Annotated in this window: 14 protein-coding genes; 3 read left to right on the top strand and 11 right to left on the bottom strand. The window is 64.9% G+C overall.

Going from position 1 to position 16,403, the window contains the following annotated elements:
- Nucleotides 1-43: 43 nt before the first annotated feature.
- Complete coding sequence (locus tag BO1_RS45555; RefSeq protein WP_028223276.1) at nt 44-997, bottom strand: LysR family transcriptional regulator; 954 nt, start codon at nt 995-997, stop codon at nt 44-46.
- A gap of 101 nt (nt 998-1,098) precedes the next feature.
- Between BO1_RS45555 and BO1_RS45550 the strand changes: the two genes are divergently transcribed.
- Nucleotides 1,099-2,457, top strand: coding sequence for an NAD(P)/FAD-dependent oxidoreductase (locus tag BO1_RS45550; protein ID WP_028223275.1), 1,359 nt, complete (start codon nt 1,099-1,101; stop codon nt 2,455-2,457).
- A 156-nt stretch (nt 2,458-2,613) separates the two neighbouring features.
- Here BO1_RS45550 and BO1_RS45545 read toward each other — a convergent pair whose 3' ends face one another.
- From BO1_RS45545 to BO1_RS45515, 7 genes are all read right to left on the bottom strand, one after another.
- Nucleotides 2,614-3,600 carry a xylose isomerase gene (locus BO1_RS45545; RefSeq protein ID WP_028223274.1) on the bottom strand — a complete coding sequence of 329 codons (987 nt, stop codon included), beginning with the start codon at nt 3,598-3,600 and terminating at the stop codon, nt 2,614-2,616.
- A 91-nt stretch (nt 3,601-3,691) separates the two neighbouring features.
- On the bottom strand, nt 3,692-4,768 hold the full coding sequence (locus BO1_RS55530) for an aromatic ring-hydroxylating dioxygenase subunit alpha (protein ID WP_043289038.1): 1,077 nt from the start codon (nt 4,766-4,768) through the stop codon (nt 3,692-3,694).
- A gap of 45 nt (nt 4,769-4,813) precedes the next feature.
- Nucleotides 4,814-5,842, bottom strand: coding sequence for a PDR/VanB family oxidoreductase (locus BO1_RS45535; protein WP_043289036.1), 1,029 nt, complete (start codon nt 5,840-5,842; stop codon nt 4,814-4,816).
- A gap of 569 nt (nt 5,843-6,411) precedes the next feature.
- A complete protein-coding gene (locus tag BO1_RS45530) occupies nt 6,412-7,335 on the bottom strand; it encodes a LysR family transcriptional regulator (RefSeq protein ID WP_028223272.1) in 924 nt (307 codons plus the stop codon).
- Between the two features lie 57 nt (nt 7,336-7,392).
- Nucleotides 7,393-8,517: a DUF2817 domain-containing protein gene (locus tag BO1_RS45525; RefSeq protein ID WP_028223271.1), complete on the bottom strand. Its 1,125-nt coding sequence runs from the start codon at nt 8,515-8,517 to the stop codon at nt 7,393-7,395.
- Between the two features lie 61 nt (nt 8,518-8,578).
- Nucleotides 8,579-9,757: a 2Fe-2S iron-sulfur cluster-binding protein gene (locus BO1_RS45520; protein ID WP_043289035.1), complete on the bottom strand. Its 1,179-nt coding sequence runs from the start codon at nt 9,755-9,757 to the stop codon at nt 8,579-8,581.
- A 1-nt stretch (nt 9,758) separates the two neighbouring features.
- Entirely contained in the window at nt 9,759-10,856 is a 1,098-nt protein-coding gene (locus BO1_RS45515; protein ID WP_028223269.1) for an aromatic ring-hydroxylating dioxygenase subunit alpha, read from the bottom strand.
- A 192-nt stretch (nt 10,857-11,048) separates the two neighbouring features.
- Between BO1_RS45515 and BO1_RS45510 the strand changes: the two genes are divergently transcribed.
- Nucleotides 11,049-11,996 (top strand): LysR substrate-binding domain-containing protein, encoded by a 948-nt coding sequence (locus tag BO1_RS45510; protein ID WP_028223268.1) that lies wholly within the window; start codon nt 11,049-11,051, stop codon nt 11,994-11,996.
- Between the two features lie 27 nt (nt 11,997-12,023).
- Here the strand turns inward: BO1_RS45510 and BO1_RS45505 are convergent, their stop codons facing one another.
- The 3 genes from BO1_RS45505 to BO1_RS45495 form a co-directional block, all read right to left on the bottom strand.
- Nucleotides 12,024-13,190 carry a porin gene (locus BO1_RS45505; protein ID WP_028223267.1) on the bottom strand — a complete coding sequence of 389 codons (1,167 nt, stop codon included), beginning with the start codon at nt 13,188-13,190 and terminating at the stop codon, nt 12,024-12,026.
- Nucleotides 13,191-13,242: 52 nt separating this feature from the next.
- On the bottom strand, nt 13,243-14,022 hold the full coding sequence (locus BO1_RS45500; RefSeq protein WP_028223266.1) for an ABC transporter substrate-binding protein: 780 nt from the start codon (nt 14,020-14,022) through the stop codon (nt 13,243-13,245).
- A 71-nt stretch (nt 14,023-14,093) separates the two neighbouring features.
- The gene (locus tag BO1_RS45495; RefSeq protein WP_043289033.1) at nt 14,094-15,257 is read right to left on the bottom strand and encodes a M20 aminoacylase family protein; all 1,164 of its coding nucleotides are present in this window, start codon (nt 15,255-15,257) and stop codon (nt 14,094-14,096) included.
- A 140-nt stretch (nt 15,258-15,397) separates the two neighbouring features.
- On the opposite strand from BO1_RS45495, the gene BO1_RS45490 reads away from it, so the two are divergent.
- Nucleotides 15,398-16,348, top strand: coding sequence for a LysR family transcriptional regulator (locus BO1_RS45490; protein WP_028223264.1), 951 nt, complete (start codon nt 15,398-15,400; stop codon nt 16,346-16,348).
- The last annotated feature ends 55 nt before the right edge of the window (nt 16,349-16,403 follow it).

The following is a 16,403-nucleotide window of genomic DNA, read 5'->3' as shown; positions in this document are numbered from 1 at the left end:
TTAAGGCCAACGATCCAAACCGCGACAACGCATCAAGAACAGATTACTTACGCCGCCGCTCGCCGGCGCCCCCCACCGCCAGATCAATAACAGGCGCCCCCTGCTCAATAAGAAAATCCCGAAACAACCCAGTAACCTGGGAAATTCTCCGATCCGCCAGCGTCACCACATACCATTCCCGCTCAACGGGATTCCCCGGAAACGGCAACTGCTTCAACAACCCAGCCCGCAACTCCAGCGCACAAGCATGCCGCGACAAAAACGCTACCCCGAGCCCGGCCTCCGCCATCTGCTTGATGGCCTCATTACTCGATAATTCGGACCCCACATGAAACCGGTGCCCAGACGCCTTAAAAAGCCCCTCGACGGTCGTCCTGGTCCCCGCCCCACGCTCGCGCACCAGCAAATGCGCCGACTCCAGATCCTTCATTGAAACGCGCTTGCGCTGCACCAGCGGATGCTCCGGCGCAGCCACAAACACCATCGGATGCTTGGCGAATTCCGCGGCATGCGTCCGCAACTCCTTCGGCGGACTCCCCATAACAGCCAGATCGATCTCATGCGTAGCCAGCATGCGAATGATCTCCTCACGATTACCCACCTTGAAATACGTCTTCACATGAGGCCGCGTAGCCGTAAACCTCACAAGCAGAGGCGGAATCAGATACTCCGCCGTCGTAATCGCACCAATACGCAATGTGCCGCCCAACTCCCCCTTCAGCGCCGCCACCTCATCGCCCGCATCTCGCCACAGATGCAAGATCTCACGCGCATAGCGGCCCACGATCTCGCCCGCCGTCGTCAGTTCCACGCCTCGCCCCACCCGTTGCAGCAATGCCGTGCCCACCGCTTCCTCCAGCAAGCGGATCTGCAACGATACGGCCGGCTGTGTCAGATGCAGTTCCTGCGCCGCGCGCGACACGCTCCCCATGCGCACGACCATATCGAGCGCCTTCAGTTGCCGGAACGTCGCCGCCTTTCCTATTAGTGAATGCATATAGGTCGCCTAGAAACATTAAATTGTTCTTTGGTACATGAAACGATATCCTGGAATCCAGTAGCGACACATTTGAACCGAATAAATTCTGGAGGACAACCGTGGCCACCATCCCTGAATTCCCCTCCAAGGCGCGCGCCGCTGACGCTCCGCGCATCCTCATCGTCGGCGGCGGCGCCGGTGGTCTGCAACTCGCCACGCGCCTCGGCAGCACGCTCGGCCGGCGCGGCCAGGCGCAGATCGTGCTCGTCGATCGTCTGCCGACGCACTTCTGGAAGCCGCTTCTGCATGAGGCCGCTTCCGGTCACCGCGATCCCGCCTCGCACACGATCGAATACGCGGCTCAGGCCAAGCGCCATGGCTTCGAGTTCGTCCAGGGCGAATTGCGCGCCGTCGATCGCGCTCGTCGCATCGCCACCATCGGCGCCGTGGTCGATCAGGATGGCGCCCAGATCGTTCCGCAACGGGAAATGCACTATCACGATCTCGTGCTGGCCGTCGGCAGCGTGACCAACTTCTTCAATGTGCCCGGCGCGGCGCGACACGCGCTCCCGCTCGAACATGTCGGGCATGCCGAGGATTTCCGCAAGAAGTTCCTGGCCGCGTGCGCCAAGGTCAATCACCTGGCCGATGCGCCCGCGGCACCGCCCGCACGGCCCGTGTGCATCAACGTGATCGGCGCGGGCGCGACCGGCGTGGAGCTGGCGGCAGCCCTGCGCCACGCAGTCGGCCAGCTCGCGGCGTATCGCTTCAGGGCGCTCGATCCCGTGCGCGATGTCCGCATTCGTCTGATCGAAGGCGCGCCGCGCGTGTTGCCGGTGCTCGACCCGCGCATTTCGGCGCGCACGCAGGCGCAGCTCGAGCGCCTGCATGTCGATGTGCTGACCAGCACGCGTGTGGCTCGCGTCGAAGATGATGCGATCGTCACCTCGAGCGGCGAGCGACTGCCCGCCGATATGACGATCTGGGCCGCCGGCGTGGCCGGGCCCGCGATGCTGCGCTCGATCGATGGACTGGCGCTCAGCGCGTCGAATCAGGTGATCGTGACGGATACCTTGCAAACGCCTGACGACGCGCACGTGTTCGCGTTCGGCGATTGCGCCGCCTGCCCGTCCGGTGCTTCGAGCGCGTATCTGCCGCCGCGTGCCCAGGTCGCGCACCAGCAAGCGGTCTACCTGAGCCAGGCATTCGCGCGGCGCCTGGCCGGCAAGCCGGTCGCGGGCTTCGTGTTTCGCGACGCCGGCACCGTGGTCTCGCTCGGCCAGTCCGGCGCGCTCTACCAGGCGGACCTTCGGGTGAGCGCGCGCTCGGTGATCGTCGACGGGCCGGCCGCGGCGGGTTTGTACCGGCTGCTGTATCGCAAGCACCTTTCTGGCGTGTATGGCATCGGACGTACGCTGCTCCAGACGCTCGGCCAGGTGCTGCACAGCTATGGCCGGCCCTCGATCAAGCTGCACTAACCATGGCGAACGGCGAAGCGCATCGGATCCACCACTCCCGATTTGCGCTTCGCCGCCACTCTAATGCAGATCGTCCGTGCGAGTATCCGACGTTTGAAACGTTCACATCCGCGCCGGGCAATGTAAGCGTTTTCAGTCGCAGGCGTTATCGGTGGTTCAGGCAGCGCGCCGCTCGGCCTCGATCGATTGCCAGGTGCTGCGGAACCACTCGGCAATCGCCACGTTCTGCTCGAACAGCGAGTACTTCACGCCGCCACCGTAGTCGGGCATATCGATCATGTCGGTCGTGATATAGCGCAGCGGGCTATCGGGCGTGTCGCGGTGGTGGCGCAGCACGCGGCGGACGATCTCCTTGCAGGGCGCCACGCGCCAGGCATGCCACGGCAGGTGCCACTCGCCCGGCGCCGGGCGGAAGAACGGATACTGGCAGGCGCGCCCGTAGGTGCCGCCTTCCTTGAGCTGCCACGGATTCTTCGGCCCGTTCGGCGACACGGGCCGGATCTGCAGCCAGTGAGTCATGTTCATGCCGATCCACTCGTCGATCACGTTGCCGGCTTCGTAGGGGTCGATCACGAAACGGCCCGCCTCCACGTCCTCGCGGATGCCGCTCACGTCCTGCTCTTCGGGGTTCTCCACTTTCAACAGCACGTGGGAGTGGTCGAGCACGAAGTTGAACGGCACACCACGCGCGCGGACCTGCCGCGCCACCGGCGAGATGCGGCGCAAATCCTCCGACCACATATAGATATGCACTTCGAAGCCGATCTCGATGCCGATCTTCTGGCCCAGCTCATGCGCATGCAGGTAGAAGTCCACGATTTGCCGATCGCTGACGACCTCACCGCTCGCATGGTGGCGGTACAGCATGATGTTGTGAAACTCGCCGCCAGCCTCCTTGCACAGGCGCAGGTTGCGTTCGAGCGTGGCCTCGTCGCGGCCGGCCGTGTATGACCACAGCCCGGTGCGGATCGGAATGCCGTGGCGCTCGGCGGCCCGCAGGTATTCGCGCTCCTCGCCGGGCTGCGGCATGCGGTCGAAGTGGTCGAAGACGCGCGACTCCTTGAGCATCCTGAACTGCTCGTCCACCGAGACGGGCCGCGTGTGCTGAACGCCACGGCCATTGCAGCCGATCGAAAACGTCATGATTCTGTTCTCCTGATGAATTTCCTTGAGGGTGCTGGCATCGCGTCCGGACGGCGTTCGCGCCGTGTCCGGACACTTGCCGCACGAAGGTCTATGCGCCGCACGCGTCGGCTGGCAGCCGCGCATCGCCTTGCGAGCCGGCCTGCGCCGCCTCCTGCGCGAGCAGCCGCTCGACCATGCGCCGGATTCGCGCCGGTGCGTTGTCGATACCGAGCCGCGTGTACTCGCGCACGCCGGTGCGCTCCTGTTCGCGCTGCACGTGCGCGAGCAGCGCCGCGTCCTCCTCGAACGTGAGCGTCATGAGCCGCGCGACGTCGGCCGAGACCGCGCTGTCGTGCGCGTGATAGTTGCGCAAGTGCAGCCAGAAGTAATGCGTGGTGGTCGCGGTTTCGGGCGTCAGGAAGTTGAAGCTGAACGAACGGAAGCCGCGATCCTTGTTGTCCTCGGTCGGCTCCGTGCCGCTGTCGATGCAGCCGAAGTCGACGTACGACGTCGAGGGCAGATGCAGGTAGTAGTACTGCCAGCGGTCGGTGAGTCCGCTGAAGTTGCCCATCTTCTCGACCAGCGGCACGGGCGGCGCGTTGTGGATCCAGCGCCACGCGAGCACATGCGACTCGCCCTGCTCGACCTTCACACCCACGTCCTCGCCCGAGGCATTGCCGATGGTGTTCTTGTGCACGTAGGTCGTGTGGGCGGGATCGACGAGGTTGTCGGTAATGTTCAGATAGTTCGAGCGGAAGTGCAGGTACTGGCCGTCCACGAGGCCCCAGTCAGGGTCACCGTAGTGCGGCACCTCGGCGATCGTGCCGGCGTCCGCGCGCGCGGGGTCGCCCATCCAGATCCAGACGGCGCCGTAGCGCTCGACGAGCGGAAAAGCGGTGACGCGCGCCGTTGGCGGAATATTCTGCTGGCCAGGCACGCGCACGCAGGTCCCGGTGCAGTCGAAAGTCATGCCGTGATAGCCGCATTGCACGTGGTCGCCCTTGAGCTCGCCGAGCGAGAGCGGCGCGAGCTTGTGCGGACAGCGGTCGACCAGCGCGACGGGCGTGCCGTCCTCGCGCCGATACAACAGCACCTGCTCGCCGAGCAGCGTGCGCGAGAGGAGCGTGCGCCCCACCTCGCGGCTCCAGGCCGCGACGTACCAGGCGTTCTTGACGAATGAGGTCATGGTTTCTCCGTTATTTATCTAGCGGAATACGAAGCGATGCGCTTGTCAGGCGTCCAGCACGAGCGTTTCCGTGTGCCAGCGCGAGACGCAGACGCACATCTGGTGCTCGCGCTCCTCGTCGCCGAGCGCATAGTCGCGGTGATCGGGCGTGCCTTCGAGCACACGCAGTGCGCACACGCCACACTCGCCGCGACGGCAATCGAACAGCGGGTCGAGGCCCCCGGCGATCATCGCGTCGAGGATCGATTGCCCGGGCGCCACCTCGAGCGTCCGCCCGCTGCGCCGCAGCTCGACGCGGCAGGCGCGGTCGCCGGATGCCGCCGTGGGTGCGCCGAACAGCTCGAAGTGCACGTGGTCCTCTGGCCATTGCAGCACGCGCGCCGTTGCGATGACGGCATCGATGAGCGGGCGCGGGCCGCACACATACAAGTGCCTGGCCAGATCGCCCGCGCCGCTCGCACCGATGACCTGCGCGAGCGGCATGCCGCGCGACGGATCGCCGTGATCGAAGTACAGATGCGCGTGGGCGCCGCAGGACTGCGCGACTTCATGCCGAAACGCGGCATCCTCCGGGGTACGGCAGGCGTAGTGCAACTGGAAGCGCGCGCTGGAGGCGGCCAGCGTACGCGCCATGGAGAGAATCGGCGTGATGCCGATGCCGCCAGCGATCAGCACCGTCTCATGAGGCCCCGCGTGCAGTGCAAAGTCGTTCTTTGGCAGGGTTGCGCGAATGCGGTCGCCGGGCCGCAGCGCATGCATGCGGCGCGACCCGCCGCGGCCGTTCGGCTCCAGCTTGACGGCGATTTCATACCGCCCGGACTGATCAGTACTATTGATCAACGAATAGCTGCGTTCGCCGTCGAGCGACGCGGTGGTTGTCTCCTGCGCGGCGGTTTGCACGCCAATGTGGGCGCCTGCCGAAAAGCCAGGCAGCGCGCCGCCGGCAGCGGACCTGAGCGTCAGGCCGCGAATTCCGGCGGTGAGCGGCACGCTCGCGACAACCTCGAGTTCGAGCGGCCAACGTGCGTGATGCGCGGGATGACTCTCATGCGTGGCATGCGGCTGGTGATTCATCTGCTGTTCTCCTGATGCGGACGCGAGCGCGCCCCCGGCAGCGCGCGGAGCGCGGGGCCGTGCGGACGAGCATCGAGTGTGTTGGGGACGGCGTGACGTCAACGCGACGTCAGCGTGAGGTCAGCGCGCAATCAGGCGGGGCGGTACGTTTGGCGTTGCGGTACTGAAGCGGCGCGGGCGCATGCTTGCGGCGCCATTGCAGAGGGACGCGCCGCACCGTGTGATGCCGTAGATCGGCTTTGCATGCGGATTCGACAGCGAGGCGCGGCATCTCCTCTTCCTCCAGATCGTTGTTGTGATGCGAGCGATGTGATCCGAGTATAGGGAGATCGATGCGGCGCGCGTAGCGGCGATTAAACAGCGCCCTGCTGCATTATTTGCAGCACCTGCCTGGGGGATGGGCGGAAGAATGCCGGGCCACGCCAGGCCGGACGTCAGGCCGGGCCACTTCAGGCCGGGCCACGCCAGGCCCGGCCACTTCAGGCCGGGCCACGCCAGGCCCGGCCACTTCAGGCCGCGCCGCGTCAGGCCGCACCGCGTCAGGCCGGGCCGAGTCAGACCGAGCCGCGTCAGGCCACGCGCGCTTCGGCCTCCAGCAGGCGCTCGAGCGCCTCCCCGAGCATCGCGAGCAGCGCGGTAGCGGCCGGCGGCAGCGCGCGCCCCGCGCGCACATAGAAGCCGAGTTCGGCGGCCGCCTGCTCGGCCTCGTCGAGCGGCACGAACGCGAGCCGGCCCGCCGCGCACACCTCGTCCAGACCGATGCGCGTCTGGAAGCCGATACCGGTCCCGCGCATGGCAAGCTGGCGCATCAGCTCGATGGCCCCGCTATGGACCACGGCGCGCACGGGCCGCCGCGCACGCGCCACGAGCGGCGCGAGAATCGCGTGCACGGCCACGTCGGGATTCGGCATGATGAGCCCGTATTCGGCGCACTCGTCGAACGTCACGCGCCTACGCGTTGCGAGCGGATGAGCGGGCGCCATCACCGCGCCCAGCCTGAACTGGCCGCTCGCCACGCAAGTGAGTTCGGGATGCTCGCTTATGGCGAACGCCGCGCCAATGTCTACATCGCCCGAAGCCACGCGCTGCGCGATGGACCCGGAGCCGAGCATGGAAACATGGAGCGCCACCTTCGGGTGCTGGCTCGCCATGCGGTCGAGCACGGCGGGCAGCAGCCCCTCACTGAGGCTTTCGGCGGCGGCCAGATGCACTTCGCCGCGCTCGAGCCCCTGGAGCCGTTCGATCTCGGCGACCACGCGCTGCTCGTCCTGCAGCACCGTCACCACGTGCTGCGCGAACAGGCGCCCCGCCTCCGTGAGGCGCAGGCCGCCGGGCAGGCGCTCGAACAGCGCCGCGCCCACCTCTTCCTCCAGATTGAGCAGTTGCCGGTTGACGGCCGAGCCGTCCACGTGCAAACGCCGCGCGGCCTCGCGAATGGAGCCGCAGCGGCAGATCATGTCGAAGTAGCGAATGGAGCGGGCATGGACGTTCACGCGGCGATACTAGCAGATCGACGCCCGGTTCATGAGGCCCGCTTGATAAACACCGCTTTACGAGGCTCCCTTGGGCTCGATGCCAGGCAGCGCCGCCAGCGCGCACTCCCAGATCTGCCGCGTGCGCAGCCACACGAGCTCGCGCCAGTCGGCGTCGGCGGGCAGGAACGACTCGAACAACGCGCGGCTGATCGCACGGCCTCGCGCGTCGTGCGGGTCGCCATACAGATGCAGCCAGTGGTCGTCACGCAAGGCCGTGTGCATGGGTGCTTCCGGATAGGTCCCGCATTCGATCACGAGCTGCATCAGGTGCGTGTCCGGCAACGCATCGAGCAAGGCCTGCGAGGCATAGCCCGTCGCCCGCGCCACCACGCCGGTCTCGCTGATGGCGGCATCCGCGTGCGTGAGCAGCGTATAGAGCCATGGGCCATAGAGATGCTGCGCGTCGGCCAGCGCCGGATACGCCGATTGCGCGATCGCCATCAGCATCGGATGGCCGAACGCACCCGCGCCCGTGTGCAGGTCGAACGAGATCGCGACCCGAGCCTGCTTGAGGAAGCGCTGCACGATCTCATGCAAGGTCCGGTTCGACCAGGTGGGCGCTTGCCCGCCATAGAAGAGTCCATCCGCATGGCGATACTGCCCCGCGCCCACGATCGCCTGCACGCCCGACCAGCCGAGCGATTCGACCTGGCTCGCGAGCAGCGCATCGGCCTGCTTGCGCTGCGGGCCATCGATATCGCGGCAGGCGTAAATCTCGTGCAACGCCTCATAGCGCGCATTGACCGGCAACTGCGCGCCGAAATCGACATAGTTGCGATTCAGATCGACGTTGTCTTCATTCACGCGCCTGACCCACGCGGTGCCCCACGGATTGATCAGGTGCACCATCATCACGGCCACATCATCAGGCAAGGTCCGCGCGGCCAGCTCGTGCAGCCACTGCGTCTGGCACGTGGAGCCGTAATAGCCCTCCACCCCATGCGTGCCCGAGATGGCGACCAGCACGCGAGACGCAGCCGGATCGCCGAGCCAGGCGACGTCTGTCGCGAGTGCTTCGCCCTTCGGGCCCTTGAGGGGGTGCGCATAGCTCGTTACGGTGGCGCCCGCCGCTTGCGCGGCGCGAAGGAAATGTTGGCGCTGAGCGTCGAAATCCGCTTCGACGGGAAAGCCTGGCTTCATGGAGTCCTCGGATCATCAAGCGTGTTGTGGGGTCGTGCCGTCCTGCGCGGGCTGCGCCGCTTCATGTGGGCGTCTCGGACAACGCCAGCGTAACGTTACCCGAAGGCCTCGCGCAACAGAGCAACACGCTGCCTTCGGGCGGCGGGTCGAGCGGCGCGGTGGTGTATTCGACGCCGCCTTCCGCCAACGGCGTGACACACGTATTGCAAATGCCGATGCGGCAACTGAAAGGCACCGCGTAGCCATGCTGCTCCGCGAGTTCGAGCAACGATTCGCAGCGCGTGTCCCACGCGACGGCGCGCGCATTGGGGTGGAATTTTACTATCGTTGCGTTTGCATCGATTTCCGGTTCGTTCTCGAGACGCTCTGCCACGACAGACGGTGCTTCCTGCGCTGGTTCTACCGCGGCATCGGCCTCCAGCACGGTAGCGGGGCCGAAGAACTCGTAGTGGATGCGTTCGCGCGCGACGCCGAGGCCACGCAGGAGCCGCCAGTTGGCCTGCATGAACGCGGGCGGTCCGCATAGATACACTTCGTAGTCGTCGAGGGGCAGCACGCGTTGCAAGGTCTCGCGCGAAATGAGCCCTTCGCTGTCGAACCTCTGTGCGAGACGGTCCTCGCCAGAAGGCTGCCGATAGCAGGCGTGCACATGCACATTCGGACACGCGGCCGCCACCGCCTCTACCTCGCGGCCAAACGCGTGCACCGCGCCGTTCTCGCAAGCGTGAATGAAGTACACGCGCCTATCCCGCGCCCCGTCCATCGCCCGCAACCGATGCAGCATGCTCACGAGCGGCGTCAGGCCCACGCCGCCGCTCATGAGCACGACCGGCCGCGTGGTGTCGTCGCCACACACGAACGCGCCCGCCGGTCCGGCCACATCGAGTTCGTCCCCCACCTGCACAGCGTCGTGCAGGTACGACGAGCCGCGTCCCGCCGGTACGTCGCCGCGGCCCGGTGGGGCCGGCTCGCGCTTGACCGAGATGCGCCAGCGCGCTGCGTCTGCGGGGTCCCCCGAGAGGCTGTATGTGCGCAACAGTCTTTCACCAGACGGCAAGGGCAAGCACAACGTAACGAACTGCCCCGCCACGAACGGCGGCAACGCCTCGCCATCGGCGGGCACGAGCTCGAATGAAACGATCGAGGCACTTTCGCGCCGCCGCCCGCTCACACGCAAGCGCCGAAAGCCCGATGGCGCGCGGCTCGCCAATGCCACCCCCGTATTGACGACATCATTCATTTCACTGCTCCGCGCGCTCGCGATTCACCAGATGAACCGGCACCGCCACGGGCCTTGCCTGATTTTCGGTTTGCTCTTCTGCTTGATTCTCGCGCTCGATCATCTGCCCAAGCGCGCGCCTGAAACGCAGCGGTCCCGCGTCGATCGCGAGATCGATGTTCGGCGTGCGCGCGTTCTGCATGCCCGCATGAACGGCCTGCAACACCACGCGGTCTTCTTCGAACGCATGGCGCACGTCCGCATCGAACTGGCGCGACACCTGCTCGTCGTCCGGCGCGAAGTTGCGCGTCTGGAACCAGTAATAACGCGTCTGCGCAGCATTCACTGGCGTCATGAAGTTATAGGAATTCATCAGGAACCCGTCGGCATGAAGCGGCGTGTCGTCGCCGCCCGTCCCCGCCGGCGTGAAAACGGCCTTGATGATCGCGTGCGACGGAAAGCGGACCTCGTAATGCTGCTTGCGGTCGCAACGCCCATTGAAGCGCACGAACTGCGCATAGAACGGCGCGACCTCCACGTCGCGCATCCAGCGCGAGACCGTCACGCCGTGAGCCGCAACTTCGGTCTTGAGCGGCTCGGCTTCGCAAGCCGCGTTGCCGAATGAAGACCGGTGCACCCACGCAACGTGCGAGGGGTCCAGCAGATTGTCGGTGACGTAAAGGTAATTGCAGTCCACCGTCATCGCGTCGCCGCGATTCACGCCCCAGGCCGGGTCGCCCCATTCGTCGATCTGGACGATCTTCGCGGGATCGGCCTCTGCCGGTTCGCCCATCCAGATCCAGAGCAGCCCGTAGCGCTCCGCCAGCGGGTAGCTGCGCACCTTCGCGCCCGGCGGAATCCTCGGGCTGCCCGGGGCGCGCACGCAGGCGCCCTCGCAATCGAACGTGAGGCCGTGGTAGCCGCACTCGACCTGATCGCCCACGAGCCGGCCCATCGAGAGCGGCAGCTTGCGATGCGGGCACGCATTTTCGAGCGCGACGGGCGTGCCGTCCTCGCGCCGATACAGCACGATGGACTCGCCCAGCAGGGTCACCGGCGCGAGTTCGCGCGTCACTTCCGCATCCCATGCCGCCACGTACCACGCATTCCTCAGAAACATTGCATTGCCTCCGCTAGTCCGTTTTCGTCTTTCGTCTGTTTGCGCCCTTTAGCTGCGCTGTGCAGGCCGCTCGCATCCGACTGGTTTCCAAGGATAAAAAACCCGAACACAAAAGAATAGATGTAAAAACCTGCGTGTTCGTTTAGAGTTTCTAAAACGTGAATAGCCGCCGATGACCTGGACGATGACGAAATGACGACGAACACCTTTCCACCGCTACGCGCGCTACAGGTTTTCGAGGCGGTCGGCCGGTGCGGCGGCATCACCGAAGCGGCGCGGCGCCTTGGTATCTCCGCGGGCGCGGTCAGCCAGCAGATCAAGCTGCTCGAAGACACGCTGGGGCTGCATCTCACGCAAAAGGACGGCAAGCGGCTGCGCCTCACGGCGATTGGCCGGCAGTACCACGAGAGTTGCGCGGCGGCATTCGAGAGCCTGCGCGTCGCGCATGCCGAAATCGAACGCGCGAAAAACACGCGCAATCTGAGCATCAGCGCGCTGCCTTCGCTCCTGTCGAAGTGGCTCGCCCCGCGCATGCTCGAATGGCAGCGCCAGCACCCCGAGCTCAGCGTGTATCTCGACGGCACGCACACGGAGCCCTCGCCCGACGGCTACGAAATCGACTTTCGCATCAGCTATGGCGAGCGGATCGTGAACGCCGAGAACACCGTCGAGCTCTTCCGCGACTGCGTGGTGCCCGTGTGCAGTCCGCGCCTGCTCGAATCGGGCGCGCCGCTCGAGCGCCCCGCGGACCTGCTCGGCTACCCGCTGATATCGGTGGACTGGCTGCCGAAGTTCGCCTCGCCGCCGTCGTGGCGCGAATGGTTCATCGCGAATGAAGTGGATTGCGGCGAGTTCAACGAGAACCACCTCGTGCTCTCGCTCTCGAGCGTGGCGATCCAGGCGGCCATCGACGGCTACGGGTTCGCGCTCGCCCAAAGCTCGATGATTTGCGACGACCTGGCCGCCGGCCGCCTCGTCATGCCCTTCGCGCTCGGACTCTCGTTGCCCTCGCCCTACTTCCTCACATGGAAGCCGAACGCATTCGACCGGCCCCACTGCCGCCATTTCCATCGTTGGCTGCTTACGCGCGGCAAGGAACAGCAACAACGCAACGAGAGCATGCTGCACGTGGTCGCCTGAGGCTTCAGGCGACCACGGCGGCGGCGCTCAGAACTTGTGACGGATACCGATGCGCGCCACGGTTTGCGTGTCACTGGAGGACGAATCGTCGGCGCCGCCCGTGTATGCGACGTCGAAAGCCGTGCCCGTATGCGCGCTGACGGCCTTCTGCATGCTTGCCATCACGTAGACGTCCGTGCGCTTCGAGAGGTTGTAGTCCGCCATCAGACCGAACGTGTGCCATTTCGGCTTCGACGAGCCGCCCGAAGCATCGAGCTTCGCCTGCGTGAAGTCGTACATCGCGCCGAGCATGAAGGCCGGGGTCACATGATAAGTCCCCGACAGTTCGAAGTTATCGAATTTCAATGACGACACGCTTTGCCCCGGCGGCACGATGGACCCGCTAATGTAGGCGTAGGCAGTGGGATTGCGCAAGTCCGTATGGCTGTACACGAAGCCGACCAACGCGTTACCCAGCGCATAGTTGATGCCCGCACCGAATACACGCTGCCGCTCGGCGAAGAAACCCGCGTCGTTCGTCGCCACCGCGCCCGCGGAATTCACGCCGGGGTTCGTCACGTTCAGATAAGCGAGGCCGACGGTGAAGCCGCCGTTCGCGTAGCTCGCGCCGACGCTCTGCGCGTTGTTCGTCGAGATCTGTCCGGGGCTGTTCGAGAACGCATAGGTCGCGCCGAACTGGAAGCCGCCGAAATTCGCGCTGTAATACTGCACGGCGTTATTCAGGCGGAACGAGTTGTCGGTATTGTCGTTATCGTAGGGATGCTCGAACAGATAGCCGCCCCAGTTGCCGTTGGCCGTAAGCGGCCCCAGAAACTCGACGAGCGAATCATACTGGCGCCCCAGGCTCAGCGTTCCGTATGAATCGTTCGATACGCCCACCCAGGCCTGGCGGCCGAACATCCGGCCTCCTTGCATCAACTGGCCGCTATTCACGTCGAAGCCGTTTTCGAGCTGAAAGACCGCTTTGTAGCCGCCTCCCAGGTCCTCGCTGCCTTTGAGTCCCCAGCGGCTGCCCTGCGCGTCGCCGCTCGACATCTTCCATTGCGAGTGCCCTAATACGTTGCTCGTATAGTCGATCCCCTCGTCGACGATCCCGTACAGCGTTACACTGCTCTGCGCGTGAGCCGCCGTTTGAACTCCGGCCAACGCTCCCATCGTGCCCAACATGCACACTCCAAACCATGACCTATTCATTCAGATCTCCTAAACCATCGTTATAAGAATTTTTCTCTGATCAGGCAGCAAATCAATCGCCGTAGATGTCGAACTGGAAATACTTCGCGGCAATCTGCTGATAAGTTCCGTTCTTGCGGATCGTGCCGATCGCGTCGTTGATGCGCGATTCGAGTGCCGCATCGCCCTTGCGGATGCCAATGGCCACGCCATTGCCCGCGAGGCGCGGGTCCTTCACGAGATCGCCGGCCATGGCGTAGCCCTTGCCGCGCGGGGTCCGGAGAAAACCATAGTCGGCCTGCACGGCAGCCTGAAACGCGGCGTCGAGCCGCCCGGTCGCCAGGTCCTCATAGATTTGATCCTGGGTTTGATACGCCACGACAGTGATGCCGTGCGGCGCCCACTCCGCCTTGGCGTAAGCCTCCTGGGTCGACCCCTGCACGACGCCGACACGCTTGCCCTGCAAGCCCTGCGCGCTTGGCTGAAGCTTCGATCCGGCATGCGCGATCAGCGCCGAGGGGCCGTTGTAAATGCGATTGGTGAAATCGATCTGCTGACGGCGCACCTCGGTCGCCGACATGGCGGACAGAATCGCGTCGAACTTGCGGGCCTTGAGCGCGGGAATCATGCCATCGAAGCTTTGTTCGACCCACACGCACTTCTCATGAAGCGTCGCGCAAATCGCGTTGCCCAGTTCGATGTCGAAGCCTCGCAGGCTGCCATCCGGCGCCTTCGACTCCATCGGCGGATAGCTGGGATCCACGCCGAAGCGGATGACCTGCGGTTCCTGAGCGTTGGCCGCGAGCGGCAGCATGGCCAGCAGGAGAAAACACGAAAGCGCTGTACGTTTCATCAATTGTCCTTAGCAATGGGTAAATGGTGTGCGCGACGCAAACGTGCCGCGCGGCCGGCACGCGAATCCGGTCAGACGAGGAAGCTTTCGACGAGACGCACCCAGTAGCCCGCACCGGTCATGAGGATGTCGTCGTTGAAGTCGTAGCCGGGGTTGTGGACCATGCAGCTGCCTTCGCCATCGCCGTTGCCGATGATCAGATAGCAGCCCGGGCAGCGTTGCAGGAACCACGCGAAATCTTCGCTGCCCGTCAACGGCGCGAGGTCCTCGATCATGCCGGCATCGCCCACCCAGTCGCGCGCGACTTTTTCGGCGAAGGCGGTCATTTGGGTGTCGTTGACGAGCACCGGATAGCTGGCCTCATAGGTAATTTCCGCGCTCGCGCCGTAGACGGCCGCCTGAGCCGCGATGACCGACTTGATGCGGCGCTCTAGCTCATCGCGCACTTCCGGGCGCAGCGCGCGCACCGAGATCGCCATGCGGGCTTCGCCCGGAATCACGTTCGATGCCTCGCCCGCGTGAATCGCGCCCACCGTGATCACGGCCATATCGAGCGGCGCGACGTTGCGCGAGACCACCGTTTGCAGCGCGAACACGATGGCCGCGCACACGACCACGGGGTCGACCGTCTTGTGCGGCATGGCGCCATGGCCACCCACGCCGTTCACGCGCACGGTGACCTGATCCGCCGACGCCATGAAAGGGCCCGCGCGAAACCCAAGCTTGCCGGCCGGATGGCCCGGCATGTTGTGCATGGCGAACACGGCATCGCAGGGGAAGCGTTCGAGCGCGCCATCTTCGAGCATGCGCCGCGCGCCCGCGAGGCCTTCTTCCGCGGGCTGGAAGAACAGGTTGAGCGTACCGTCGAAGTTGCGCGACTGCGCGAGCTGCTTCGCTGCGGCGAGCAGCATGGCCGTGTGGCCGTCGTGACCGCACGCGTGCATCTTGCCCGCATGACGGCTCGCATACGGCAGGCCGGTTTGCTCATGCACGGGCAGCGCGTCCATGTCGGCGCGCAGGCCGATGCGGCGCGATCCGGTGCCGCATTTCAGCGTCCCCACCACGCCCGTCCCCGCGAGGCCGCGATGCACCTCATAGCCCCAATCGGCGAGACGCTGCGCCACGAGATCGCTCGTGGCGAATTCTTCGTAGCCGAGCTCGGGATGGGCGTGAATGTGTTGGCGCAACTCGATCATTTCGCGGCTGCTGGCGTGGATATCGGACAAATCGGTCATCGTGAACGTCTCCGTGTATTCAAAAAGTGAACAGCTGGTGCTAACGTATCGCGACAGAAAGCGCCCAGGGAGAGCCCAAATCGTGAACGTGGCAACCTGCGGCTAACACTTCCCCGGACACGAGACCCGCCAGAGAGCGCATGAAACTCCATCAACTCCGAACGCTCGTTGCCGTTGCGGACGCCGGCGGCATTCGCGGCGCGGCGCGCGCGCTCGATGCCTCGCCTGCCGCCATTACGAAGAGCCTGCGGCAGCTCGAGGAAGACGCGCAGATACCGCTCGTGCTGCGCACGTCATCGGGCGTGACGTTGACGGAATTCGGGCAAACCCTGCTGGTGCATGCGCGGCTGATGGTGGGTCAGATGGCGCGTGCGCAAGAGGCGGTCGATGCCATGCGTGGCACGGCGAGCGGCAAGCTGTCGATTGCGATCACGCCGTGGCTGGCGATGACGTTTCTACCCGAGACCATGAGGCGCTTTACCGAGCGCATGCCCGATATTCGTCTGGAGTTTTTTGAAGGCTTGCTGCCGATTGCGAATCCGCGGCTGCGGGATGGGAGCCTCGATTTCTTTCTTGGCAGGCCTACGCCGGGGGACCTTGGCGTGGAGTTTCAGTATCGGCCGCTGTTTTCGTCGTCGTGTGCCGTTGTCGTGCGGCAGGATCATCCGCGTGCGAATTGCCGATCATTGGCGGAGCTGTGTGATCTCGATTGGTTGCTGACCTGGGATCCCGCGAATGATGGGCCGTCTGCGCAGAATATGTTTGAGCAGCATGCGCTGCCTGTGCCGCGAAAGATTCATCTTGTGCATTCGTTTGCGATTGCGCTTGCGCTTTTGAGGCAGAGCGATATGGCTAGTGTGTTTCCTTGGCCGCTTGTGGAGGTGAGCGCGGCGCGCGAAGGGTTGTGTGCGGTGCCCGTGCGGGAGCAGCTTGAAGATGCGAAGGTGAGTGTTATTTCGCGGAGTGGGTATCCGCTGAGTGTCGCGGCTGAGTGCTTTATTGAGTGCCTCGTGGGGGCTGTGCATGATGCTCAGAGGTCTGATTCGCCTGAGACGCGGAATGTATTAAGGTCTGTTGATTTGTTAGTTTGAATTTTGGCGCGCATGGCGCTTTGTGCCTTAACTTGTTTTCGCGGCGGGCCGCATG

It is taken from the genome of Paraburkholderia oxyphila NBRC 105797 (assembly GCF_000685075.1).
GTDB lineage: Bacteria > Pseudomonadota > Gammaproteobacteria > Burkholderiales > Burkholderiaceae > Paraburkholderia > Paraburkholderia oxyphila.
The sequence above is the reverse complement of the archived record's forward strand: the minus strand, read 5'-3'. Positions and strand labels throughout refer to the sequence as shown.

What these genes read in the sequence shown, in the direction of transcription:
- BO1_RS45555 (WP_028223276.1), bottom strand. Translation starts at nt 997, where the DNA reads ATGCATTCACTAATAGGAAAGGCGGCGACGTTCCGGCAACTGAAGGCG.
- BO1_RS45545 (WP_028223274.1), bottom strand. Translation starts at nt 3,600, where the DNA reads ATGACGTTTTCGATCGGCTGCAATGGCCGTGGCGTTCAGCACACGCGG.
- BO1_RS55530 (WP_043289038.1), bottom strand. Translation starts at nt 4,768, where the DNA reads ATGACCTCATTCGTCAAGAACGCCTGGTACGTCGCGGCCTGGAGCCGC.
- BO1_RS45535 (WP_043289036.1), bottom strand. Translation starts at nt 5,842, where the DNA reads ATGAATCACCAGCCGCATGCCACGCATGAGAGTCATCCCGCGCATCAC.
- BO1_RS45525 (WP_028223271.1), bottom strand. Translation starts at nt 8,517, where the DNA reads ATGAAGCCAGGCTTTCCCGTCGAAGCGGATTTCGACGCTCAGCGCCAA.
- BO1_RS45520 (WP_043289035.1), bottom strand. Translation starts at nt 9,757, where the DNA reads ATGAATGATGTCGTCAATACGGGGGTGGCATTGGCGAGCCGCGCGCCA.
- BO1_RS45515 (WP_028223269.1), bottom strand. Translation starts at nt 10,856, where the DNA reads ATGTTTCTGAGGAATGCGTGGTACGTGGCGGCATGGGATGCGGAAGTG.
- BO1_RS45510 (WP_028223268.1), top strand. Translation starts at nt 11,049, where the DNA reads ATGACGACGAACACCTTTCCACCGCTACGCGCGCTACAGGTTTTCGAG.
- BO1_RS45505 (WP_028223267.1), bottom strand. Translation starts at nt 13,190, where the DNA reads ATGAATAGGTCATGGTTTGGAGTGTGCATGTTGGGCACGATGGGAGCG.
- BO1_RS45500 (WP_028223266.1), bottom strand. Translation starts at nt 14,022, where the DNA reads ATGAAACGTACAGCGCTTTCGTGTTTTCTCCTGCTGGCCATGCTGCCG.
- BO1_RS45495 (WP_043289033.1), bottom strand. Translation starts at nt 15,257, where the DNA reads ATGACCGATTTGTCCGATATCCACGCCAGCAGCCGCGAAATGATCGAG.
- BO1_RS45490 (WP_028223264.1), top strand. Translation starts at nt 15,398, where the DNA reads ATGAAACTCCATCAACTCCGAACGCTCGTTGCCGTTGCGGACGCCGGC.